This is a genomic window from Lysinibacillus sp. GW823-FHT02G10, assembly GCF_058797135.1.
The window spans coordinates 48,538-73,518 of sequence record NZ_JBXAJI010000006.1; the positions used below are offsets into that span (position 1 = coordinate 48,538).

25 protein-coding genes, 1 pseudogene and 1 other annotated feature are annotated in these 24,981 nt (G+C 38.4%); of the genes and pseudogenes, 6 read left to right on the plus strand and 20 right to left on the minus strand.

Annotation, left to right across the window (positions count from 1 at the left end):
* Position 1: 1 nt before the first annotated feature.
* The 14 genes from rlmB to AC1RFD_RS17420 all read right to left on the minus strand — a co-directional run bounded on the left by rlmB (position 2) and on the right by AC1RFD_RS17420 (position 15,016).
* Positions 2–754, minus strand: coding sequence for a 23S rRNA (guanosine(2251)-2'-O)-methyltransferase RlmB (rlmB, locus tag AC1RFD_RS17355; protein WP_054548957.1), 753 nt, complete (start codon positions 752–754; stop codon positions 2–4).
* On the minus strand, positions 754–1,194 hold the full coding sequence (locus AC1RFD_RS17360; RefSeq protein WP_175400791.1) for a Mini-ribonuclease 3: 441 nt from the start codon (positions 1,192–1,194) through the stop codon (positions 754–756). The genes rlmB and AC1RFD_RS17360 overlap by 1 nt, the downstream gene beginning before the upstream one ends.
* Positions 1,179–2,579, minus strand: a complete 1,401-nt coding sequence (cysS, locus tag AC1RFD_RS17365) for a cysteine--tRNA ligase (protein ID WP_048395551.1) — start codon at positions 2,577–2,579, stop codon at positions 1,179–1,181. Before cysS ends, AC1RFD_RS17360 begins: the two co-directional genes overlap by 16 nt.
* A 61-nt stretch (positions 2,580–2,640) precedes the next feature.
* Positions 2,641–2,859, minus strand: a binding site (T-box leader).
* Between the two features lie 50 nt (positions 2,860–2,909).
* Positions 2,910–4,370, minus strand: coding sequence for a glutamate--tRNA ligase (gene gltX / locus AC1RFD_RS17370; protein ID WP_349532465.1), 1,461 nt, complete (start codon positions 4,368–4,370; stop codon positions 2,910–2,912).
* A gap of 89 nt (positions 4,371–4,459) precedes the next feature.
* The gene (ispF, locus tag AC1RFD_RS17375) at positions 4,460–4,936 is read right to left on the minus strand and encodes a 2-C-methyl-D-erythritol 2,4-cyclodiphosphate synthase (protein WP_004233581.1); all 477 of its coding nucleotides are present in this window, start codon (positions 4,934–4,936) and stop codon (positions 4,460–4,462) included.
* A gap of 141 nt (positions 4,937–5,077) precedes the next feature.
* Entirely contained in the window at positions 5,078–6,019 is a 942-nt protein-coding gene (gene epsC, locus AC1RFD_RS17380) for a serine O-acetyltransferase EpsC (RefSeq protein WP_004233580.1), read from the minus strand.
* Positions 6,020–6,333: 314 nt separating this feature from the next.
* The gene (gene ispD, locus AC1RFD_RS17385) at positions 6,334–7,029 is read right to left on the minus strand and encodes a 2-C-methyl-D-erythritol 4-phosphate cytidylyltransferase (protein ID WP_048395541.1); all 696 of its coding nucleotides are present in this window, start codon (positions 7,027–7,029) and stop codon (positions 6,334–6,336) included.
* A gap of 11 nt (positions 7,030–7,040) precedes the next feature.
* Positions 7,041–8,126 carry a PIN/TRAM domain-containing protein gene (locus AC1RFD_RS17390; protein WP_004233578.1) on the minus strand — a complete coding sequence of 362 codons (1,086 nt, stop codon included), beginning with the start codon at positions 8,124–8,126 and terminating at the stop codon, positions 7,041–7,043.
* A gap of 282 nt (positions 8,127–8,408) precedes the next feature.
* On the minus strand, positions 8,409–9,785 hold the full coding sequence (gene radA / locus AC1RFD_RS17395; RefSeq protein WP_004233577.1) for a DNA repair protein RadA: 1,377 nt from the start codon (positions 9,783–9,785) through the stop codon (positions 8,409–8,411).
* A 91-nt stretch (positions 9,786–9,876) separates the two neighbouring features.
* The gene (locus tag AC1RFD_RS17400) at positions 9,877–12,321 is read right to left on the minus strand and encodes an ATP-dependent Clp protease ATP-binding subunit (protein ID WP_048395540.1); all 2,445 of its coding nucleotides are present in this window, start codon (positions 12,319–12,321) and stop codon (positions 9,877–9,879) included.
* Entirely contained in the window at positions 12,311–13,420 is a 1,110-nt protein-coding gene (gene mcsB, locus AC1RFD_RS17405) for a protein-arginine kinase McsB (RefSeq protein ID WP_048395539.1), read from the minus strand. Before mcsB ends, AC1RFD_RS17400 begins: the two co-directional genes overlap by 11 nt.
* Positions 13,417–13,959: a UvrB/UvrC motif-containing protein gene (locus tag AC1RFD_RS17410; RefSeq protein ID WP_004233574.1), complete on the minus strand. Its 543-nt coding sequence runs from the start codon at positions 13,957–13,959 to the stop codon at positions 13,417–13,419. Before AC1RFD_RS17410 ends, mcsB begins: the two co-directional genes overlap by 4 nt.
* A 13-nt stretch (positions 13,960–13,972) precedes the next feature.
* Complete coding sequence (locus AC1RFD_RS17415) at positions 13,973–14,443, minus strand: CtsR family transcriptional regulator (RefSeq protein ID WP_004233573.1); 471 nt, start codon at positions 14,441–14,443, stop codon at positions 13,973–13,975.
* 267 nt (positions 14,444–14,710) lie between these two features.
* The gene (locus AC1RFD_RS17420; RefSeq protein WP_048395538.1) at positions 14,711–15,016 is read right to left on the minus strand and encodes a DUF4870 domain-containing protein; all 306 of its coding nucleotides are present in this window, start codon (positions 15,014–15,016) and stop codon (positions 14,711–14,713) included.
* Positions 15,017–15,141: 125 nt separating this feature from the next.
* On the opposite strand from AC1RFD_RS17420, the gene AC1RFD_RS17425 reads away from it, so the two are divergent.
* Entirely contained in the window at positions 15,142–15,825 is a 684-nt protein-coding gene (locus AC1RFD_RS17425) for a class I SAM-dependent methyltransferase (protein ID WP_288583462.1), read from the plus strand.
* A gap of 33 nt (positions 15,826–15,858) precedes the next feature.
* Positions 15,859–16,821: a magnesium/cobalt transporter CorA gene (corA, locus tag AC1RFD_RS17430; RefSeq protein ID WP_048395530.1), complete on the plus strand. Its 963-nt coding sequence runs from the start codon at positions 15,859–15,861 to the stop codon at positions 16,819–16,821.
* Between the two features lie 44 nt (positions 16,822–16,865).
* Here the strand turns inward: corA and AC1RFD_RS17435 are convergent, their stop codons facing one another.
* Positions 16,866–17,075 carry a hypothetical protein gene (locus AC1RFD_RS17435; protein ID WP_492475120.1) on the minus strand — a complete coding sequence of 70 codons (210 nt, stop codon included), beginning with the start codon at positions 17,073–17,075 and terminating at the stop codon, positions 16,866–16,868.
* A 285-nt stretch (positions 17,076–17,360) separates the two neighbouring features.
* Between AC1RFD_RS17435 and AC1RFD_RS17440 the strand changes: the two are divergent.
* Both AC1RFD_RS17440 and AC1RFD_RS17445 read left to right on the plus strand, forming a co-directional pair.
* A pseudogene (locus tag AC1RFD_RS17440) lies at positions 17,361–17,906 on the plus strand (protoglobin domain-containing protein); the annotation flags it as partial.
* A 120-nt stretch (positions 17,907–18,026) separates the two neighbouring features.
* Entirely contained in the window at positions 18,027–18,671 is a 645-nt protein-coding gene (locus AC1RFD_RS17445; protein WP_233436352.1) for a methyl-accepting chemotaxis protein, read from the plus strand.
* A gap of 37 nt (positions 18,672–18,708) precedes the next feature.
* Here the strand turns inward: AC1RFD_RS17445 and AC1RFD_RS17450 are convergent, their stop codons facing one another.
* The 3 genes from AC1RFD_RS17450 to AC1RFD_RS17460 form a co-directional block, all read right to left on the minus strand.
* Positions 18,709–19,188 (minus strand): acyl-CoA thioesterase, encoded by a 480-nt coding sequence (locus AC1RFD_RS17450; RefSeq protein ID WP_004233566.1) that lies wholly within the window; start codon positions 19,186–19,188, stop codon positions 18,709–18,711.
* A 69-nt stretch (positions 19,189–19,257) separates the two neighbouring features.
* Positions 19,258–20,685 (minus strand): aldehyde dehydrogenase family protein, encoded by a 1,428-nt coding sequence (locus AC1RFD_RS17455; protein WP_387256440.1) that lies wholly within the window; start codon positions 20,683–20,685, stop codon positions 19,258–19,260.
* Positions 20,686–20,728: 43 nt separating this feature from the next.
* The gene (locus AC1RFD_RS17460; protein ID WP_492475121.1) at positions 20,729–21,697 is read right to left on the minus strand and encodes a DUF4003 family protein; all 969 of its coding nucleotides are present in this window, start codon (positions 21,695–21,697) and stop codon (positions 20,729–20,731) included.
* Positions 21,698–21,856: 159 nt separating this feature from the next.
* Between AC1RFD_RS17460 and AC1RFD_RS17465 the strand changes: the two genes are divergently transcribed.
* Complete coding sequence (locus AC1RFD_RS17465; RefSeq protein WP_255409636.1) at positions 21,857–21,982, plus strand: hypothetical protein; 126 nt, start codon at positions 21,857–21,859, stop codon at positions 21,980–21,982.
* Between the two features lie 151 nt (positions 21,983–22,133).
* Here AC1RFD_RS17465 and AC1RFD_RS17470 read toward each other — a convergent pair whose 3' ends face one another.
* Complete coding sequence (locus tag AC1RFD_RS17470; RefSeq protein WP_492475122.1) at positions 22,134–22,493, minus strand: DUF779 domain-containing protein; 360 nt, start codon at positions 22,491–22,493, stop codon at positions 22,134–22,136.
* Positions 22,494–22,514: 21 nt separating this feature from the next.
* Complete coding sequence (adh, locus tag AC1RFD_RS17475; protein WP_004233561.1) at positions 22,515–24,035, minus strand: aldehyde dehydrogenase; 1,521 nt, start codon at positions 24,033–24,035, stop codon at positions 22,515–22,517.
* A gap of 241 nt (positions 24,036–24,276) precedes the next feature.
* On the opposite strand from adh, the gene rluF reads away from it, so the two are divergent.
* On the plus strand, positions 24,277–24,978 hold the full coding sequence (gene rluF / locus AC1RFD_RS17480; RefSeq protein WP_048395521.1) for a 23S rRNA pseudouridine(2604) synthase RluF: 702 nt from the start codon (positions 24,277–24,279) through the stop codon (positions 24,976–24,978).
* The last annotated feature ends 3 nt before the right edge of the window (positions 24,979–24,981 follow it).

A 24,981-nucleotide genomic window follows, 5' to 3' on the forward strand; every position in this document is an offset into this window, starting at 1 on the left:
GTTATTCAATCGCTTCTTGACGTTTACGATACACTTCGTACATTAATAAAGCCGCTGCTACTGATGCGTTCAGTGATGTGACATGCCCAACCATCGGTAAGTGATATAAAAAATCGCATTTTTCTTTTAATAAACGCCCCATCCCTTTGCCCTCACTACCGATAATGATGGCTAATGGTAATGTTGCATCCATTTTTCGATAATCTGCAGATCCCTTTGCATCTGTCCCTGCAATCCATACACCGCGTTCTTTTAATTCATCTATAGTTTGAGCAAGATTGTTTACACGTACAACTGGAACGTGTTCAATCGCTCCTGTAGATGCCTTTGCCACTACTGCTGTTAGACTCACTGATCGGCGCTTAGGAATAATAATACCATGTGCTCCTATAGCATCAGCCGTTCTCATAATAGACCCTAGATTATGAGGATCCTCTAACTCATCTAAGATTAAGAAAAAAGGATCTTCCTGTTTATTAGCTGCGGCTGCAAATAAATCCTCTAGTTCAGCATACTTATAAGCGGCAACAGAAGCAACGATACCTTGATGATTAGCACTTGATAATTGATCAACTTTCTTTTTTGGGACAAATTGAACTATGACACCACGTTCACGGGCTAAATCTAGCAGTTCATTGACGCCAGATTTTTTTACCCCTTCTGCAATCCATACTTTATTCATATCGCGGCCTGAACGAAGTGCTTCTAACACTGGGTTTTTACCGGCAATAATTTCACCATTCTGTTCTGCCATTATTTAGACACTCCTTTTGATTCCTCGATTATTTGAATAGCATATGCAATGATTTCGTAGACGCGTTCTAGTTCATTCAATAAATATAAACTACCAAGCACCGCCTCAAAGCCTGAGCTATTACGATAGGTTTGGACATCCGTATTTTTTGGTACAGAGCCGGATTTGGCATTGCGTCCACGGCGGAACACAGCCAATTCCTCCTCTGTTAAATAATTTTCATCCATCATGCGATGAACGATCATCGATTGCGCTTTTGCTGAGACGTAGCGAGTTGCCTCTCGATGTAGTGTGTTTGGTTTAACACGACCAGAGCGTAGCAAATATTCTCGGACCTTTTGTTCCAATACGGCATCACCCATATAGGCTAACGCCAGCGCTTTTAATTGTTTAACATCTTCATTGCGAAGTTTATCCAACTTAATTACCCTCGTTTCCATCTAGTTCCTTGTCGTGTATCTTCTAAAATGATACCTTGGGCTTGCAAATGGTCACGGATCTCATCAGAGCGAGCAAAATCACGATTTTTACGTGCCTCGACGCGCTCTTGTAGTAATGCTTCAATTTCTTCGTCTAATAGTTCTTCTTCTTTTGCAAATTCAATACCTAAGACGTCACCTAGTACTTCAAAGGTTTCAATAAAGGTTTCTAATACCTTCTTGCAAGTATTGGCTTCATTTAAGTAAATATTAGCAATACGAGCTACTTCAAATAATACAGAAATAGCGTTGGCTGTATTAAAATCATCATCCATTGCCTCTTCAAAATGCGCTTTCTGTTCCGCAATTTTGTTCAGCCATTCTTCTGAATGATCACCTAAGCTTACAGTAGTCGTAAGGCGATGCTTCACATTGTTGTATGCTGTACGAATGCGCTCTAAACCTGACGCAGCAGCTTCTACTAGGTCCTTCGCAAAGTTAATTGGATGACGATAATGGACAGATAGCATGAAGAAACGCAATATCTGCGGGTCAATTTGTTTACGGATATCATTCACAAGAATAAAATTCCCAAGAGATTTGGACATCTTTTCATTATCAATATTAATATACCCGTTATGCATCCAATAACGCGCAAATGTTTTATCATTGTGTGCCTCTGATTGAGCAATTTCATTTTCGTGGTGAGGGAAAGTTAAATCCTGCCCACCAGCATGAATATCAATAGTATCTCCTAAATGTTCACGAGCCATTACAGAACACTCAATATGCCACCCTGGACGACCATCTCCCCATGGGCTTTCCCAGAATATCTCACCTGGCTTAGCAGCTTTCCATAAAGCAAAATCTAGCGCATCATCTTTTTTCTCGCCCGCTTCAATACGAGCACCGATTTTTAAATCGTCAACTGATTGGTGTGATAATTTACCGTAGCCATCAAATTTACGAGTACGGTAATACACATCTCCAGCAGACTCATAAGCGTAGCCCTTTTCAATTAGCACTTGAATAAATTGAATGATATCGTCCATATGCTCTGTCACACGTGGATGAACATCTGCCTTTTTGCATCCCAGTGCTGTAACATCTTCAAAATAGGCTGCAATAAAACGCTCTGTTAATTCATGTACTTCTTCACCAAGCTCATTTGCTGCTTTAATAATTTTATCGTCTACATCCGTAAAATTGGAAACAAACTTTACATCATAGCCTTTATACTGAAAATAACGACGTACTGTATCATAAACAATTACAGGACGTGAATTCCCAATATGGATATAGTTATAAACCGTAGGACCGCAGACATACATTTTTACCTTGCCCTCTTCTAGCGGTACAAAGGTTTCCTTTTGTCGTGTTAATGAGTTAAAAATTTGAATACCCATTGTATTTCACTCTCCTTTTCTGTTGAATAAAAAAAGCGTCTCTATCACTCCTAAAAGGAATGACAGAGACGCTCGATTTGCGTGGTTCCACTCTGATTGAAGACAAAAAGCCTTCCACTTTGGACATCCATTAACGGGGATGACTCGATAAAGCCTACTCTCGTTCAGCTTTATGCTCAAAGGTGCATTTCAGTTTTGCCTAGGCTCAGACCACTTTCAGCCGATGATGGTCCTCTCTTAAGAGCATGCGCCACTTACTTCTCCTTATCAACGCTTTTTCAATGTAAATACATTTTACAACGAAAGAATGAATTGTCAATAAATTTATCTTTATTGTGCAAATTTTTCTACACGGTCAATTGCTTTCTCTTTACCAATTAAACAAATGGCGTTCGGCAACTCTGGTCCATGTGTTTCACCTGTTGTCACAACACGGATTGGCATGAACAGATTTTTACCTTTATGACCAGTTGTCTTTTGTACAGCTTTAATCGCAGCTTTTACCGCATCTGGTGTAAACTCTTTTAGCTCTTCCAATTGTGCTTTAAATGCCGCCATTACTTCAGGTACTTGCTCTCCTGCTAAAACCTCTTTTGCTTCTTCATCATATTCAATATGGTCGTTAAAGAATAGGCTAGATAATTCGACAATTTCTGCACCAAAGCTCATTTGGTCATGATAAAGTGCGATTAAATCCGTCGCCCAAGCATGTTGCTCTGCAGTAAGTTCTTCAGGTAATAAGCCTGCTTTTTGTAGATGTGGTAAAGATAAAGCTACAACTTCTTCCAAAGACAACTTTTTAATATATTGATTATTCATCCATGTTAGCTTTTGTTTATCGAACATAGATGGTGATTTTGAAAGACGTTTTTCATCAAAAATTTTGATAAATTCTTCTTTTGAGAAAATCTCTTCTTCTCCCTCTGGAGACCAACCAAGTAGTGCAAAGAAGTTAAACATCGCTTCAGGAAGATAACCTAAATCTTTATATTGCGTAACAAATTGAATAATCGATTCATCACGCTTAGATAGTTTTTTACGGTTTTCGTTAATAATTAATGTCATATGTCCAAAGCGTGGATATTCCCAACCAAATGCATCAAAAATCATCATTTGCTTTGGTGTATTCGATAAATGCTCCTCACCGCGGAAAACGTGAGAGATTTCCATAAAGTGATCATCTAAAACAACTGCATAGTTATATGTTGGAATACCATTTGCTTTTACAAGTACCCAATCACCAATATCTTTAGACTCAAAGGTAACTTGTCCACGAACTAAATCTTCAAATTCGTATGTTACATTTTCAGGTACACGCATACGGATTGTGTATGGCTCACCTGCCGCTTCTTTAGCAGCGATTTCATCTGCTGATAAGTGGCGACATGTACCATCATAAGTAGGAGCAGCTACACCTCTTGCTTTTTGTTCTTCACGAGATGCTTCAAGCTTTTCAGAAGAACAGAAACACTTGTAGGCTACACCTTGCTCTAATAGTTTTTCAGCGTGCTCTTTATAAATATCAAGACGCTCCATTTGACGATAAGGCGCATAAGGTCCACCAATATCAATGGACTCATCATATTCAATACCTAACCATTTTAGGTTATCTAGCTGAGATGCTTCTCCGCCCTCTACATTACGTTCAATATCCGTATCTTCAATACGTACAATGAATTTACCGTTATGATGTTTTGCATATAAATAATTGAATAATGCTGTACGCGCTCCACCGATATGTAAATAACCTGTTGGAGATGGCGCGTAACGAACGCGAACTTCTTTCGTCATATTAAAAGCCTCCTAAATTTTCGATCAAAAATTGACTTTGTTCATTTTACCACTCTGTTACAGGAAATAAAAGCGGGGTTCATCCACATTTATTTCTTGATCAATAGAATTGTTGCCATTGCCGCAATACCTTCCTCGCGACCTGTAAAACCTAATCGTTCAGTTGTAGTTGCTTTAACATTTACCTGTGAAGGCTCTGCGTGTAATAATTCAGCGATACGTTGTTGCATCTGTCCAATATAGGGGGCCATTTTAGGACGCTGTGCCATAATGGTACAATCGACATTACCTAGAGAATAACCCTTATCCTCAACGATCTTCCAAATGTACTCTAATAATTTTGCTGAGTCCGCGTCCTTAAATGCAGGGTCTGTATCTGGAAAATGACGGCCAATATCCCCTTCTCCAATTGCTCCTAGAGCCGCATCTGTGACAGTGTGTAAGAGAACATCCGCATCTGAATGTCCTACTAGTCCTTTTTCATGCGGAATGGTAATGCCACCAATAATTAATGGACGACCTTCTTCAAATGCATGTACGTCAAAACCTTGTCCAATTCGAAACATATTCATCTTCCTTTAATTAATATTTATCATTATCATATCAAAATTTGCCCTAGGTTGTTTGAAAAGCGCTTTAATAATTATCCTCCTATAGCAGTAATGGGCAGTTTAGAAAGCTACACTCTCTAGACTGCCCCACATTCTTTAAATATGATACTCTATATTTTTCATTTGACTGTTGCTAATATTCGGAGATGGCTGTGAATTATAGACACGTGAATAAGGGGGAACAGAGTGTGTTAGCCAAATATTACTCCCTAAAACGGAATCGTGCCCAATCGTCGTCTCGCCCCCTAAGATAGTAGCACCAGCATAAATGACAACATTGTCGGCAATATTCGGATGACGTTTAATGCCCTTAATTGGATTACCATTTTCATCTAATGGGAAGCTTAGTGCACCTAATGTTACACCTTGATAAATTTTTACATTCTTACCGATAGTACAAGTTTCACCGATAACGACACCTGTTCCGTGGTCAATAAAGAATGATTCTCCTATTGTAGCCCCTGGATGAATATCGATACCCGTTAATCGGTGCGCATATTCTGACATAATTCGAGGCACAATTTGTACACCCATTTCGTATAACTCATGTGCGATGCGGTGAATATAAACAGCCACAATAGAAGGATAGCTTAGCAAAATTTCCTCTGTGGAAAGAGCTGCTGGGTCACCATTATATGCCGCTTGAATATCTGTTTGTAGCACTTGGCGAATGGCAGGAAATCGATTAATCAAATTCATAACAATTTTGTCTGCTTGTTCACGGCAATACTTCTCGCAATTGGCAGGATCACTATCCTCCATATTATAAAATAATACTTTTTCGATAATATCCCGCAAATCTAATGCTGTTTCACGCAGCTTATTACTGCAAACTACGTTCACCCTTGTTTCATCAATAGGTCTTGTCATATAAATGCCAGGAAACAGCACCTCATGGAAATTATCTATTATTTTTATAACCCGATCTCGTCCATCAAAGCCTATTGAGTTGTCAACGTCGATGTACTGTTTATTTATACTAGTTAATGAACCTGTAATTTCTGGAACCTTTTGATTCAACCAATCATTTAATGACACAATAAACACCCCTCACATCTTTTCATCTATTCTATTACCTTATTAATCATATATCCACTATTTCATTTTACACGTAAAACGATCACACATGGATAAAATCCACTTTATTTGAGCATTCCAACTTTTTATTCTCTTCTACGCCTTCGTTTCTAATTCGACTAGCAGTTATGTCATTATTATCATACATATATGGATGAACAGATTACGAAGCAATAAGGCATTCTGACCATATAATTTTTCCCAAACAAAACAAATAAAAAAGACTATCCATCCTTAACAAACTACGAATGTATAGCCTCTATATATAATATTTCTTAATGATTGAATGATCCACGCTTACGCAAAATTGCCTCACCAAATACTAAGTCTTCTTGTGTTGTCATTTTTACATTTTCATAACTACTTTCTACGATGTGTACCTGATGTCCGAGACGCTCCATTAGCATTGCCTCATCTGTCCCAAGAAAACCTACTTTTTCAGCTACGTCCTCCGCTTCCATAATTAATTCAAAACGGAATGCTTGTGGAGTTTGCACCATCCAAAGGCTTTCTCGATCAACCGTTTCCTCTATAATGCCATTCATTGATACTTTTTTCATCGTATCTTTCGCACGAACCCCTGCAATTGCTGCACCATGATGATGCGCGTTCTGTACAAGCTTTGCAATGATATCATGCGTAATAAACGGGCGTGCTGCGTCATGGACAAGCACAATATCTACCTGTTGCATCTCTTTCATGCAAGAATGAACCGAATGCTGTCGCTCAGCACCCCCATCAGGTAAACCCTTCACTTTGGTAATCCTATAGTCCTCTAGCATTTTTTGAATAAATCCACGCTCTTCTGGTTTTACAGCGAGCCAAATACCTGTGCAAGCGGGATCTTGTTGAAACACTTCTAGCGTGTGTACCAGAATAGGTTTCTCTAAAAGCTTTAAAAATAATTTATTTTGCCCTGCACCCATACGCTTCCCACTTCCGGCAGCAGGTAGAACCACTTCATATTGCATTTCCCCACATCCTAATCGTCCTTCGGCTTAGCAAATATCATACGACCTGCTGATGTTTGCAGCACACTAGTAACTGTAACTGTAATTGCCTGTCCGATGTAACTACGACCACCTTCAACCACAATCATCGTACCATCATCTAAATAGGCAACTCCTTGGTTATGCTCTTTGCCATCCTTTATAACCACAACCTGCATATCTTCACCTGGTATAACTACAGGTTTCACTGCATTCGCTAAATCATTGATATTTAACACTTTTACATGATGGAGCTCACAGACTTTATTCAGGTTAAAATCATTGGTAACGATGCATGTATCATTGCCCATTTTTTTTGCAAGACGGACAAGCTTTAAATCTACCTCTTGTACATCTTCAAAATCCTCGTCTGTAATTTCAACTTTTGTCTTACGTTCATCTTGTAATTTTTTTAAAATATCTAAACCACGCCGACCTCTTGTGCGCTTTAAGGTATCAGAAGAATCAGCTATATGCTGAAGCTCTGTGAGCACAAATTGAGGTACAACTAATATACCCTCAATGAAGCCTGTTTCAGAAATATCAGCAATACGACCATCAATAATTACACTTGTATCTAGCAGTTTGTAGCTTCCACGAACCTCTTGAGCTTCAGCACCTTCAGCAGCTTTTTTCTTCGTATTGGTACTACGTAATGTAAAAAGCTGTATGAGCTCATCTCTTTTTCTAAAACCTAGACGGAACCCTAAATACCCTAATACAAATGACAGGATAATTGGAAGTACTTCCGAAATAACAGGGAATGGTACACTATCAATGGCAAAGCCTAAAAAGTAAGCGACAATCAACCCAATTATTAAACCAAACGTACCAAATAATAAATCTCCGATAGGAACCTTAAACAGAACTTCTTCCATCCAGCTAATGAGCCTTACAAAGTAATCGGAAAATGCAAAAGATAGTGTAAACAGTAAAAGTGCGCCTAGAGCTACTGATACATAAGGATTATCTAGCCAAGGATTAGATGATAAATGAAGCAATTCGTATAATGGCGGTAAGAAAACAAGGCCCAATGCTCCTCCAATCAGTAAAAACGCAATTTGAACAAATTTTTTCACAAGCTGTCACCTCCTAATTGTTAGTTAAGATTATACATAGTTTACGGTAGAAAATCTTTCATGAGCTCAGTCAAAATCTCATTATTTTTGATGTTGTGAAACAAGGATAAGATAGTTAGACAAAATTTTACAAACTTCTATTTTGTTCGTACTAGATGAAATCCTTTATTCATTCATCAGCTATTATTTAGGACGTTTATTCTTTTATATGAGTTTCCGATATTAGCATTAAAAATGAAGGAAAATGCATGTCAGAATAATATCCAACATGCACAACCTCCTTTATAACTCTCTAAAGCATGCATTTAGTGCATCTTTTATCGTTTCTACACCAACAATTTCAATTCCCTGCGGAAATTCCCAACCACCAATATTCGAAGAAGGAATGAAAGCTCTTTTAAATCCAAGCTTCGCCGCTTCAATGACTCGCTGTTCTATACGTGATACCCGACGGACCTCACCTGTCAGTCCGACCTCACCAATAAAGCAATCCGTTGCACGCACTGCCTGATCCTTAAAACTAGATACAATACTTGTCAACACCGCTAAATCTATTGCTGGCTCATCCAGCTTGACACCACCAGCAACTTTAATATATGCATCCTGAGCTTGTAGCATGAGACCCATACGCTTTTCTAGTACAGCCATTAGCAATTGTACTCGATTTTGATCGACACCTGTGGCCATACGTTTAGGATAGTTAAAGCTTGTAGGCGTAACTAAGGATTGAATTTCAACAAGAATTGGCCTTGTCCCCTCCATTGAGGCTACAATAGTTGACCCCGCCGCACCTTGTGAACGCTCCTGTAAAAATAACTCAGAAGGGTTTAGAACTTCCTTTAACCCACCTTGAAGCATTTCAAATATAGCAATTTCATTTGTAGATCCGAATCGGTTTTTTTGGCTTCTTAAAATACGATGATTATGATGTCTCTCCCCTTCAAAGTACAGTACAGTATCCACCATATGCTCTAAAATACGTGGCCCTGCAATTTGTCCCTCTTTTGTGACATGTCCTACTAGAAAAATAGCAATGCCTTTTGTTTTAGCGATTCGCATCAGCTCAGCTGTACATTCACGAACCTGTGAGACACTACCTGGGGCGCTTGTTACTTCTGGATGAAAAACCGTTTGTATGGAATCCACAATGACAAATTTAGGTTGTACTTCATCAATGGTTTGGTTTAAAAACTCTAGGTTTGTTTCGGAGTATATGTAGAGCTCTTGAGAAATCACTCCTAAACGCTCTGCTCGTAATTTCGTTTGACGAATAGATTCCTCTCCAGAAATATAAAGTACGCGATGCCCTTTATTCGAGAGTAATGCGGAAACCTGTAATAGTAATGTTGATTTGCCTATTCCAGGATCACCCCCAATTAATACTAGAGAACCAGGTACAATGCCCCCGCCTAATACACGATTGAGTTCGCCCATTTCTGTTGCTACGCGCGATTCTTCAGTAGCTTCCACTTGGATAATCGGGATTGCCTTTTGAGTAACTGTAGCAGAATGTTGAAATGCTCCACGTGGGCCTTTTGCAACCATTTCTACTTCTTCCACCATTTTATTCCATTCACCACACCCAGGGCATCTTCCCATCCATTTAGCAGATTCATAGCCACAGCCTGAACATACAAATTTCGTTTTTTTCTTTGCCAAATTGCTTTCACCTCGAATATTTGTTCTTATCCTTAATTGTACAGAAAAAAAGACAGCTTGGCACTTAAAGCCTTACTGTCTTTCCTTGAAATTATTTAGAGATGGAAACTCCCTCTTTTTTCTTTACAACAAACTCATCGTTTACGTAATCAATGACAACCTGATTACCCTTTTCTACATTACCCTTTAGTAATTCTTCTGATAATCGATCCTCTACTTGTTTTTGTAATGCACGACGTAGTGGACGAGCACCATATTGAGGGTCATAGCCTTCTTCAGCAATTTTTTCAAGTGCTGCATCAGTCAGCTCTAACGAAATGTCTTGCTCTTGCAAGCGTTTTGTTAAAGCATTGCCCATCATCGCAATGATTTCTTTTAAGTGCTCTTTTTCTAATGCGTGGAAGACAATCATTTCATCGATACGGTTTAAGAATTCTGGACGGAATGCTTTTTTCAATTCTTCTAACATCGTACCCTTCATGTCTTTATGCTTAGACTCTGCACCACCTACATTGAAACCAAGGTTCTTTTGGTATTTTAATGCATCCGCACCAACGTTTGAAGTCATAATGACCACTGTATTGCGGAAGTCTACTACACGTCCCTTAGAGTCTGTTAAACGACCATCTTCAAGCACTTGCAATAGAATATTGAATACATCAGGGTGTGCCTTTTCAATTTCATCTAATAAAACGACTGAATATGGCTTACGGCGAACTTTCTCTGTCAGTTGGCCACCATCATCAAAGCCTACATAGCCCGGAGGTGAACCTACTAAACGAGAAGTCGAATGTTTCTCCATGTACTCGGACATATCAACACGAATCATCGCATCCTCATCGCCAAACATTACCTCAGCAAGTGCTCTTGCAAGCTCCGTTTTACCAACTCCTGTAGGTCCTAAGAAGATAAATGAGCCAATTGGTCGTTTTGGATCTTTTAAGCCTGCTCTTGCACGACGTATTGCACGAGAAATCGCTTCTACTGCTTCTCCTTGCCCTACTACACGTTTGTGTAACTCTTCTTCAAGCTGTAATAACTTCGAAGATTCTTCAGAAGCAATTTTAGCTACTGGGATTCCTGTCCACATTGATACAACTGCTGCTACATCATCCACAGTCACTTTAGATTCGGCTTTTCCTTGCTCTTCTTTCCAATTTTTTCGAGTAGCTTCAATTTCATCCTTCAGCTTTTGCTCTGTATCTCTTAGCGCTGCTGCCTTTTCAAATTCTTGACCTGATACGGCTGCATTTTTTTCAGAACGAACATTTTCAAGCTTATCCTCAAGCGCCTTTAAGTTTGGTGGTACTGCGAATGAGCGTAAGCGTACTTTAGAACCTGCTTCATCGATTAAGTCAATCGCTTTATCTGGTAAGAATCGGTCAGAAATATATCTATCACTCATTTTTGCCGCTGCTTCAATCGCTTCATCTGTAATTTTCACACGGTGATGCGCTTCATAACGATCGCGTAAGCCTTGAATAATTAGAATAGCTTCTTCCACTGTCGGCTCATCCACTTGGATTGGTTGGAAACGACGCTCTAAGGCGGCATCCTTTTCAATGTACTTGCGGTACTCATCAAGTGTTGTGGCACCAATACATTGAAGCTCCCCACGTGCTAAAGATGGTTTTAAGATATTTGATGCATCAATCGCACCTTCAGCACCACCCGCACCAATTAATGTATGCAATTCGTCAATAAATAAAATGATGTTACCTGCTTGGCGAATTTCATCCATCACTTTTTTCAAACGATCTTCAAATTCTCCACGATATTTTGTACCTGCAACAACTGTCCCCATATCTAGTGTCATTACACGTTTGTCACGAAGGATTTCTGGCACTTCGTTATTAATAATTTGCTGTGCCAATCCTTCAGCAATCGCTGTTTTACCAACACCTGGCTCACCAATCAATACAGGGTTATTTTTCGTACGACGCGATAAAACTTCAATAACTCGTGTAATTTCCTTGCTTCGGCCAATAACAGGGTCTAAAGTACCTTCACGTGCAATTTGTGTTAAATCACGTGCTAGGCTATCTAATGTTGGTGTATTGGCAGCTTGGGCTGCTTGTTGACCAGATTGTGCATTATCATTATTACCTAATAGCAATAATACTTGCTGGCGAGCTTTATTTAAACCGACTCCCGCATTGTTTAAAACGCGAGCTGCCACGCCCTCACCCTCACGTATAAGCGCCAATAATAGATGCTCTGTACCGATATAGGAGTGACCTAGTTTACGTGACTCATCAACAGATAATTCAATTACTTTTTTAGCTCTTGGTGTATAATGAACGATTGGACCGACATCTTCTTTGCCCTTACCAACTAATTCTTCAATGCCAGCTTCAATCATTTGAGGACTAATATCAATGGCTTCTAACGCTTTCGCAGCAATACCGCCGCCTTCACGTATAAGCCCTAATAGAATATGCTCTGTACCGATAGATTCGTGCTTCCAACGAATAGCCTCTTCCTGAGCAAGCTGTAATACTTTTTGCGCGCGTTGTGTAAAACGATTAAACATCATATAAATCCTCTCCTTTTTCCCCATTTATAGGCTTATTCGCATGTTCTTGAGATAATGTCTCACGAAGCATCTCCGCTCGTACACGATCCCGCTCAGCAGGTGGTAATGCCTCACCTGCATAGTGCTGTAAAAAACCTGGTTGCATACTAACAACACATTCATTTAAGGTCGTTGTTTGTATACCATCAATCAATTGTAAATCTACTCCTAAACGAACATTAGATAGGCAAGTAGCAGCTTCCTCACTTGTTAAAATTCTTGCATGTGTAAGGGTACCTAAAGCTCGATATACGCGATCTTCTAGCGCAAGCTCTGCCTTTTCCATTAATTTACCTCTTGCATGCCGCTCTTTTTGAATAATCTTTTCAGCGACGCTTTGTATATCTGCTAAAATATCTTCCTCTGTCTTCCCAAGTGTAATTTGGTTAGACACTTGATAAACATTCCCTAAATTTTCGCTTCCTTCACCATATATACCTCTTACAGTCATTCCTAAGCGTGTCATGGCATTTATAATTTGATTCATTTGCCCAGTTAATGTAAGAGCGGGTAAATGCATCATGACGGATGCTCGTAGACCCGTACCAATATTCGTTGGACAGCTTGTTAAATAACCAAAAGTATCTCGAAAAGCATACGGTAATACTTTCTCTAGGATACGATCAATCTTATTTGCTTGTTCATAAGCACTTTGAAGTTGAAAACTTGCTGTCATACATTGAATGCGTAAATGATCCTCTTCATTCACCATAATGCTAACGGATTCGTCTTCAGAGAGTAGTATAGAGCCCACTTGCTCTTTTTTAGCCAGTTGCGGGCTAATCAAATGCTTTTCTACAAGAATTTGACGCTGTAAAGGGGTTAAATCCTTTATAGCAAAATAAGCATAATCATTTTGAAGAGTTGGGCTATCGCTGACAGCATGTGTAACGGCCTGTTCCACTTGCAGTGCCTCATTTTCTGAAAACGCTAATGGAAAACGATAGCCATCTAAATTTCGTGCAAGGCGGATCCGTGTACTAATGACGATATCTGAGTAATCATCTTTGATATGCATCCAAGTTGGTGTCGCACGCTCTAAAAATGATTCAATCATCATGTCACATCACCACCTTCAAATTGTAGATGCTTCTCTAGCTCTTTAACTTCATCCCGTAGCTTCGCCGCTTCTTCAAACTGTTCTTCATCTACGGCGGATTTCATACGCTTGCGGATATCTTCTATTTGCTTTTTAATAACATACACATTACTGCGAGCACCAGGCATTTTTCCAATGTGTTGTGGACCCGCCTGAATACGATTAAAAAGCTTTGGCAAATGATCTCCAAATGTGTCATAACAGCTTGGGCACCCGAATTTTCCTTCTTTTAAAAACTGCTTATACGAAAATCCACATTGTGGGCATGTTTGCTGTTGTGGTTGTACCTGTTGTTTTTCCCCCACCTTTTGCCATGTAGGAGAGCCAAACCAGTTAGACAATAACTGTTGAATAGATACTGGCTCTTGTTTAAACTCTGCATGAAATGGATGGAATTGTGAGGCGCAGACGTCACAATAATGATGCTCTACTTTTTGCCCACTTTGAACTTGTGTTACTGTAACTGTCGCATTACGTTGTTTACAATGTTCGCATATCATTTCCATCACCTCACTATTTTTGTTGTTCATATTTTATTGTTGTCAGCATTGCTCGCAATATTTTTGATCGAATGACATCTCTTAAGGGGAGATGCAAGTCGATCGTGGAGCGATCAATTGCTGCTAACATTAATTTCGCTTCTCGCTTGGAAATTACCTGCTCATCAATGAGTCGATAAACCAAATCTTCTGCCATTGTTTGTGATGCCCCACCTTCAATTTGCCTGAGAACATCGTCGATTAAATCAATCTGTGAATTCGCGCGGACACGTAAAATTCGAATGTATCCACCACCACCACGTTTGCTCTCAACAAGGTAACCCCGCTCGGCAGTAAATCTTGTATTAATAACATAATTTATTTGTGATGGTACACATTGAAATTTATCAGCGATTTCACTACGTTTAATTTCAATATGCCCTTCTCCACCTAATTCAAGTACTTGCTTTAAGTAACCCTCTATGATGTCTGATATATTACGCATTTTAGGAATACACCTCGCTTGCTTCACTGACTTTGACTATCTTTGACTTTCTTTGAGTATATTATACAAAACGCTTGAAAAAAATTGCAATGATTTCGCCCATAGAAAAGTGGAAAGTCTTGAAAAAGGCTTTTTAAGAGCCGAAAAGAGCCCTTTTTCGATCATTTGTTTACGGTTTAATAATTTCCTTATACACCTAATGTACCCTTATTCGTCATAGAAAAAACGCAAGCATATGCAACTAGCATATACTTGCGTCTATGAAAATTATACCCAGCGACCAACAATTGGATAACGCCAAGGTTCATCAGACAATGCTTTTACGATACCGATGATCGGTACCACAAATACCATAATGCCGAAAATGATTAAAAATGGTAAGCCAATAAGGACAAAGCTTAAACCAACAGAGATAGCAATTAAAACACCCATGACAATTTGGAATAGCAGTGCTTGAATAGAAATTGCCTTTACTTCCTCATCCGAACTAATTAAAAAGAAAATAATGGGCACTAACCATGGCGCAAAAAATGCACTTGCGTGTATGATTACTTTAGACCATTTAGTCTCCATATATATCAACCCTTTCTTTGAACTTTATTCTATGTTTTATGTACTACTATTTACGGAACTATACCCGTAATAGTTTCACATTAAGAAAGATTTTTTAAAATTTTTTTGAAAGGCTGTGAGGAGCGTTGGAATTTAACAACACATTAGCAAATGAATATGAAAAGGGTATTCGCCGTACATTGCCTAGTTATGATGCCATGCTACGTTTAATACAAACTTTTTATCATTCTAGGCTATCAGAAAATGCTAACATGCTAGTCGTGGGAGCAGGAAGTGGCAATGAAATTATACAGCTTGCAGAAGGAAGACCTCACTGGTCATTCACTGGCATTGATCCATCAGAATCCATGCTTACTATAGCTAAAGAGCGTTTACTCACTCTTCCTAATGATATGTCATTCCATCAGGCTACAATACTTGATGCTTCGCTGCCCTCTACTCAGTATGATGCGGCAAGTTGTGTTCTTGTCTTGCATTTTATTCATGATTATAAAGAAAAGCTCGAAACAATAACAGAAATAGCAAGACATTTGAAACCTGGAGCACCATTTGTCCTTGTTTCAAAATATGGTCAGCTAGGCTCTTTAGAAACAGAACTACAATTTGATTTATGGCGTTCTTATTGGCTACAGCATACTAGACTTTCTTTATCCGATGTAGTAGAGATGGAAAAATCCATTCGTTCCCTTTCTTTTATGAGTGAAGAAGAAATTTTAATACTTTTACAAAGTGCGGGTTTTACTAAACCTTCTAGATTTTTTGCCACTACTTTGTTCGGTGGTTGGGTATGCTTTAAAGAGGAGCGCTAACTATTTTGTAGTAAATAATTTGAGGTGAAAACCGTGATAAGCACCATTGGTATTACAAAGCAACAACAATTGTTAAAGGATTTTCCATTAGAAGAGATACATCAGCAAGAATTTGAATGGTATTGGGTTGATTTTAATTGTCCTACAGCCGAGGAGGAATCATTGTTGGATACATTTTTCCACTTTCACCCTCTCGCTATTGAAGATTGCTTAATGAGGTTGCAGCGTCCTAAGCTCGATTTTTATGATGATTTTCATTTCTTTGTCATTCATCGGGTAAACGAAGAGACGTTAGCTGCGGAGGAGGTTAATATTTTTGCCTCCAATAAATTCATCATAACCTTCCATAAAAATCCTGTCCCTGAGATAGAGAAGGTGCAAAAGATGCTGGAAAACCAACCGAAGAATTGGGAGCGAGGTACTGTATACCTAACGTATCAAACTATCGATAAAATTGTTGATAGTTATTTTCCACTCGTTTACAAAATTGAAGATCATCTAAATGCTTTAGAAGGTGAACTTACATACCAAAGTAATGTAAATGCCATGAAAATTGTCTTCGAGTTCCGTAGTGACTTGCTTGACTTAAGACGTACTATTTTACCAATGCGTGATCTTTTATATCGCATTCTCAATTCTTACCGTTTCTCACTAAAAAAATCGGAGAGAGCTTATTTTGGAGATATCTACGACCATCTACTTAAGCTAACAGAGATGGTTGAATCTAATCGAGAGCTTACAGCAGACATGCGGGATAGTTATATGGCTATGAGTTCTAGCCGCATGAATGGCATTATGATGACTTTAACAATTGTATCAACTATCTTTATACCACTTACCTTCATTGCTGGTGTGTATGGGATGAATTTCGATAACATGCCTGAACTACATGGGCAATACAGCTATTTTATTGTACTTGGGATTATGATAATTATCGTTATCTTTATGTTGGCTGTCTTTAAACATAAAGGCTGGTTTAAACTGTTTAAACCATAAAAAGACTGCTCGTTTTAATGAAAACGAGCAGTTTTTTTAATCTATTAATACGGTCCTCTGTCATCAATCTTATTATCACCCTGCTGTGGAAATAAAAAGTAGGCTAATACCCCTGATCCCAAAGATGCACATATGGTAATTAATAATTGCTCAACATCTGGTACCTCAGCATGGTAGTTTCGTAGCATATAAACAGAACCAATGGCAACAATCACCATGACAGGAATAACAAATTTAAAACGTTTTTTCTCCATACCACCCCTCCTTCCATTTTTTATTTTCGTACGATTTTTAGATTGCTAAACAGTTCGTATTTTACAGGTTTCCTATTTTAAATTCAAATTTACATCGCTTCACCATTTGGACTAACAATAAAGTAAAAAAATAAAGAAATATCCAATTTTTTAACCAAATATTCAGCAAATAATAGTAAAATAGATTTAATCCCATTTATTTATTAAATATACAAACCTAACAAATTTCAAAAGTGCTTATTTACTTACAATTTATTATGGATATTAAGAATGGAGCAAATAATAATGAGTTGGTTTTCAAAAAATAGTAGTTCTAGCTACGCAATTACATTAACACCTGAAAATTTTAAGAGCGGTGTACAGTTAGATGTATTGAACCACCCCAATCTTCAAAAACAATTACAACTTTTAAATTTAACACTTGAGGATTTAGCTATCATTAAGCAGCTACAGCCTTTAGCTAAAGACTTAATTCCTGAAATGGTGGAGAAATTTTATGCAGCCATTAGTTTGAGCCAAGATTTACTTGATATTATTAATAGAACATCACATATTGATCGTTTGAAAATCACGTTACATAAACATTTAAGTGACATTTTTGAAAGTCATATTAATGATGCCTACATTGCTGAACGAAAAGCCATTGCTGAGGCTCACGTTCGAATTGGCTTGCAGTCAAAGTGGTATATTGCCTCATTCCAGTCACTCACTACTACTTTTGCAAACTTTGTGAACGAGGTGGATATTTCTAAAACAGATGCTATTCGTGCTATAAACGCTTTTTGTAAAATCATTAATTTCGAGCAACAACTCGTGATTGAGGCATATGAAAAAGAGGAAGAACGTATTCGCTCAGCAGCAGATGCAACAAAAAATTCCCTTGTAACGACGATCCAAAGTACTGCAGAAGAGCTTAATGCCATTAGTGAAGAAACAGCCGCATCATTATTAGTGATTTCCTCACAAACAGATGATATTGCTGTAGCAACCAAGCAAGGATTGAACTTCGTAGCAGATACACAAGAAAAATCAAGACGAGGCCAACAGCAATTGAAAGAACAAAATGATTTAATCCAAGTTATTTTGCAAAGTGTCAATGGTCTTGAGGTAACGATGAACCAACTACGTACCTCTTCTCAAAAAATTTCTGAAATCGTTGGGCTAGTTACAGGCATTGCTGATCAAACCAATTTATTAGCATTAAATGCTTCTATTGAGGCTGCACGAGCTGGAGAACATGGGAAAGGCTTTGCAGTAGTGGCTGAGGAAGTTCGTAAACTTGCGGAGGAAACAAAAAATGCCGTCCAAAATGTTTCACACCTTATTAAGGAAACAGAAAGTAATATTACGACTATGGCTAATTCAGTTACTAATGTTGATCAAAAAATTCAACATAGTGTCAATACACAAGAAAGTCTATCCAAGTCATTTAATGATATTGCTGATGCAGTTTCTGGCATTCAGCAGCAATACGTAAATACATCGAGAGATATTTCAGCTATATCTAATTTAATCACTGAATTATCGCAAGGTGCTACACTAGTCTCTTCTTCTTCCGACTCGCTCATAAATGTTGTCAATGAACTAAATATGTAAAATAAAAAAGGGAACTCATTTGGAGTTCCCTTTTTCCTTAATGCGGCAATGCACGTTTTTGTTTACGGTGCTCTCGTCTTGCTGGCCCAGTTTCAAATAAACGCTTCTCTTCATCTGTTTCAGGATAGATTGAGGGAACTGGTACGGGTTTCCCTTCCTCATTTACTGCAACCATTGTGACAAATGATTCTGTCGTTAATTTTTCCTCGCCAGTCTCAATATTGCGAGAAACAACGCGAACATAAACCTCCATTGAAGAACGTCCTGTAGACGAAACAATACTCTCGATTTCAAGAATATCTCCTACATGTGCAGCGGATAAAAAATCAACCGAGTCAATAGAAGCTGTCACTACAAGGCCTTTCGCATGTTTCATTGCTGTAATAGCAGCAATTTCATCAATATAAGCTAACACTCTTCCACCGAAAATAGAATTGTGATTATTTGTGTCTGGGGGTAATACGAGACGCGATTGAACCGTACGTGATTGGCTCATGGGTACAGCGTTGTTTGGCATAATTCTTGCAACTTCCCTTCTCATGTTGTTCTTTCGTCATCGTATCGCAGAAAAAGAGCTGATGCAAATTTAGAACGATTTTTTCATCGAAATAAATTTCATATCAGTCATTTCTTCTATAGCCCACTTAATTCCTTCACGTCCATAACCACTCATCTTTACTCCACCATATGGCATGTTATCTACTCGGAATGTCGGAATATCATTAATAATGACAGCACCAGCCTGTAATTCATCTGCTGCATATAAAGCATCTGACAATATATTCGTGTAAATACCTGCATTTAGGCCAAGGTCCGACTCATTTACAAGTCGAATTGCGTCGTCTAATGTTTCATATGAAACAATTGAGACGATTGGTGCGAATGTTTCCTGACAAACAATTTTCATATCAGCTGACACATTCGTCATAACTGTTGGCGTTAAAGTACGTTCAGTAAATACGCCTCCAGTTGCAATCATAGCCCCCTGTTCTTGTGCCTCCTCAATCCATTCCCTAATACGTTCCACTTCATTTGGATTTATCATGGCACTAACATCTGTTGTCTTCTCTAATGGATCTCCTACTATAAGCTTTTCTGTTTCTGCAACAAATGCTTTAGTAAATTCATCAATAATGGAGGAATGCACATATATACGTTGTAACGAAATGCATACTTGTCCAGCAAAGTTAAAAGCCCCGCTTACACAACGACTGATAATTTTATTTATTGGCGTAGATGGTTCGACAATTACTGCTGCATTAGAACCCAGCTCTAAAGTTACTTTACGTAAGCCTACTTTTTCTTTAATCTTCAAACCAACCTTACCACTACCTGTAAAGGTTACTTTTTTGACATATGGATGTGTGACAAGCGTATCACTAAGCTCACCCCCACTTCCTGTCACAATTTGTAATGCCCCATCGGGTAATCCTGCGTCTCGGAAAATTTCAGCCATAACGATAGCACTTAGTGGCGTTTGTGTAGCTGGCTTTAATACAACTGTATTGCCTACTGCAAACGCTGGACCTAACTTGTGTGCCACTAAATTGAATGGAAAATTAAATGGCGTAATGGCAGATATTACACCTAAAGGTTCTCTTTTTGTCCAGCCTATTCGATCTCCTGCTCCAGGGGCTGCATCCATTGGAACCGTCTCACCTTTTGCCTGTTTAGCTCCCTCAGCCGCAAATTGATAGGTTGCGATTGTACGGTCAATTTCAGCTAAACCTGCAACAATAGGTTTTCCAGCCTCCAAGGCTAAAATCTCTGCAAGTTCTTCTTTTCTTTGTCGCATCATATCAACAACTTTATATAATATTTCGGCACGTTCGTAGGCTGTTGTCTTTTTAAACGATTGGAATGCCTGCTGCGCACCTTCGATAGCTTTCTCTACATCTTGAATAGATGCTTTAGCTACATGAGCAATAACCTCACCGCTATATGGAGAAGCTAGCTCATAGCTTTCCTCTGCATCATGCCACTGACCATTAATCCAAAGTTTTGTATCCTTCATCCTTCAAATGCACCTCCAAATAATCATGTTCTTCTTTATTCTATCACGAAGAACTTGAACTAGACGCAATGGCAGCTGCACTAACCGCTGCAATCATTGCTGCTTGCTGTGCTTGGATTAATAGCTCAATAGAAGACATAATGGTCATGGACAAAGACTTTTGTACCTTTGCCATATCATAAATAGCAAATTGTACAGCCATAAAGAGCACAAATTCACGATGCCATTTTAATAACTTCATGTCTTTTAATTCATGGTATAAATCAATCAACCCTTGAAGTTGTGCTTTATCCAGGTTAAGTATGGCTAAAAAGCCAAGTAAAGGATAATGCATAGCCTTGACTTTAACGTTTTGCTTTTTGAGCCCATCACGAAGGGTTACAACATCGGGTACTAGCTGACCATCAAATTTGGGTGATAAAAATGTTAATACCTGTGAAAGCCATTGGAGCTCATTGCCAGCATTAAAATTATATGTTCTTAGTTCTTTATAGTATCGATTCATGGTATCCGCGCGCAATTCAACATCATCAGATGGACTGCTTAATAATATGGCATAAGGAATGTCCTCATATGAGGTTAAAAATGGATGATGTTTACGTATAGCATCAAATAAGGCTCTTGCCACCTGTGCATGCGTCTTTTTATCCTGTTCATCCTCCGTCAAGAATTGTGCTCCAATATAGCTAAAATTGCCGCTTCTGAATTTCGCTTCCTTTAAGATGCTCACATTCGTAAGTAAATTCTTCACTGCCTTTTCTGCATCATCTTGCTCCATGAGGTTGGCAGCAATACTATATCCAACGGTTGTCCGTAAAGGAGACAGCCATGAAGATTGCTTCTTCATCTCTTGTAAAACATTTTTATACTTCGTTGCATCAAAAGTTTTTTCTGAGGCTACAAATGTACTAGCAATAGCTAATACAATTTTACGGTCCACCGTCCAGCCTGCAGCCTTTGATACCTCCTCTACTGTATTGGCAAATTCATTTTCAATCATCACATAATCCATATTTATCACACTCCTTTACCCGTTTTACGTAACATAATGTGAGAAAGATTCACCCTCTTTGTAACAATTAACATAAAAAGTAAACATAATTTAATGTATGTTACTTACTTTATTTGATTTAATAGAAAATATTAACAACCTATAAAGGAGGTATGGCCGATGTTAGCAAAAACCACAAAGAAATTATTATTTACCATGACCTTAAAGGATCGATTAAATCTATTCCTTTTCCTAAAAAATTCATCCAATAATATCGCTTTACATACTCTTTTCCATAAAAATTAATATCAAAACACTTGTACCCCAAAATCAATATTCATCATTCCTATAAGAAAAGAGTCATGTGTCCTAAAGCCTCCCTTTCCATACAATAACTTTTCTACTTTCAGATAAAAAAACAGCGGCAGAAAAACTTTGCCGCTGTACAGATAACTTGTTAAATTAACCCTAGCTCTTGCAGTTCTTCAGATTTGAAGGCTCTTGACCTTGTTAGGAAACGTTTTCCTTCTACGCCCTCGAGTGAAAACATGCCACCTCTGCCGTCCACCACATCCAATATGATTTGTGTATGCTTCCAGTAATCATATTGATTTTTGTGCATATAGAAAGGGGCACCACCCACTACACCAAGGCACACATCCTGATCTCCTATTAGCAAATCCCCTTCTGGATAACACATTGGTGAGGAGCCATCACAGCATCCGCCTGATTGATGAAACATAACGGGCCCATGTTTCTCTTTTAATAGATCGATTAGTGCTAGCGCTTCTTCCGTAGCTAATACACGTTCAACCACGCTCATGCACCTCCCTACGAATTAGAAGAAACCAAGTTTGTTTTCGCTATAGCTAACTAATAAGTTTTTCGTTTGTTGGTAATGCGCTAACATCATTTTATGATTTTCACGACCAACACCCGACATTTTGTAGCCACCGAATGCAGCATGTGCAGGATATGCGTGGTAACAGTTTGTCCAAACACGACCAGCTTGAATTTCACGACCGAAGCGATATGCCGTATTTATATCTCTCGTCCAAACACCTGATCCTAAACCATATAATGTATCATTCGCAATTTCCAATGCTTCCTCTTTCGTTTTAAATGTCGTGACAGCAACTACTGGTCCAAAAATTTCTTCTTGGAATATACGCATTTTATTATGTCCTTTGAAAACAGTTGGTTTAATGTAGTAGCCATTTTCGAAGCCTTCACCTACATTATTTTTGTCTCCTCCAATTAGACATTCTGCACCTTCTTGCTTACCAATATCTAAATAAGAAAGAATTTTTTCCATTTGCTCACTAGATGCCTGTGCACCCATCATTGTGTTTGGATCAAGTGGGTTGCCAACTTTAATGGCTTCTACTCGCTGTAATACGCGCTCCATAAATTTATCGTAAATTGATTCCTGAATCAGTGCACGGGAAGGACAAGTACATACTTCCCCTTGATTTAGAGCGAATAGCACAAAGCCTTCAACAGCTTTATCTAAAAAGGCATCATCTTTATCCATAATATCTTCAAAGAAAATGTTTGGCGACTTACCACCCAGTTCTAATGTTACTGGAATAAGGTTTTGAGAAGCATATTGCATAATTAAACGCCCTGTTGTTGTCTCACCTGTAAAGGCAATCTTACCAATGCGTGGATTTGATGCAAGCGGTTTCCCTGCTTCTAAGCCAAATCCATTCACAACATTAATGACACCTGGTGGTAGTAAATCTTCTATTAATTCTAAAAGCACCATAATAGATGCTGGTGTTTGTTCTGCAGGTTTTAATACGACACAGTTTCCAGCTGCAAGTGCTGGCGCAAGCTTCCATACAGCCATTAATAACGGGAAGTTCCAAGGTATAATTTGGCCAACTACGCCAATTGGCTCGTGGAAATGATAAGCAACTGTATCGTTATCTATTTGGCTTACTGAGCCCTCTTGAGCACGTAATACCCCAGCAAAATAACGAAAATGATCAATTGCAAGAGGGATGTCTGCATTTAATGTTTCGCGTACCGCTTTACCGTTATCCCATGTTTCAGCAACGGCTAGCTTTTCTAAATTTTGCTCGATACGGTCCGCAATTTTAAGTAAAATGTTTGCGCGTTCTGTTGGTGATGTTTTACCCCATGCATCCTTAGCAGCATGTGCCGCATCTAATGCATGTTCAATATCCTCAGCTGTGGAACGTGCTATTTGTGTAAAAACTTGTCCAGTAACAGGAGTAACGTTATCAAAGTATTGACCCTTCACTGGGGGTGTCCATTCGCCACCGATATAATTATCATATTTCTCTTTGAATTGAACTACCGATCCTTCAGTGTTTGGAAATGCATAAACCATTTTACTTCTCCCCTTTACACAATTTAATGAGAACTATCTACAAAAAACGTTATTTTATATCGGAATAACAATATTTTCATAGAAACCCTCTCACCTAATATATTGTCAGAAACATAAAATAATTTCAACTTTTTCAAAAACTTTTCCAACTAATTTATTTTTGCTAGAAAAGCTTCTAGCATTCACTGTATGTGCGACGTTAAGGTATACTTAAAAATAATATAAAATATAGGAGAACAATATGCGTATTAATAAATATTTAAGTGAAACAGGCATCATATCTCGTCGTGGTGCTGATAAATGGATAGCAGAAGGAAAGGTAACAATTAACGGAGAACTGGCAACGGTTGGTAGTCAAGTTGAAACAGGAGACATTGTTTGCGTTGATGGAAAAGAGGTAAAGAAAGAACAACAGCTTGTTTACATTGCTCTAAATAAACCTGTCGGCATTACAAGTACGACAGAGCGTCATATAAAAGGCAATGTTGTTGATTTTGTCAATCATCCTCTACGTATTTTTCATATTGGGCGTCTTGATAAGGAATCAGAGGGGCTATTATTATTAACGAATGATGGTGATATCGTCAATAAAATTCTACGTGCTGAAAATCATCATGAAAAAGAATACATTGTTCAAGTTGATAAGCCTATAACTGCGCAATTCATCCAAAAAATGGGTGCAGGTGTCGATATTTTAGATACAACAACCTTACCATGCCATGTGGAAAAGATTTCAGATAAAGTATTTAAAATCATTTTAGAGCAAGGCTTAAACCGCCAAATTCGTCGAATGTGCTCAGCACTAGGGTATTCCGTTAAGCGTCTACAACGCATTCGTATTATGAATATTAAGCTTGGTAATTTAAAGGTAGGGCAATGGCGTGATTTAACGGAGAAGGAACGAACAGAACTATTCAAACTACTCAATTACACACCAAAATAGATA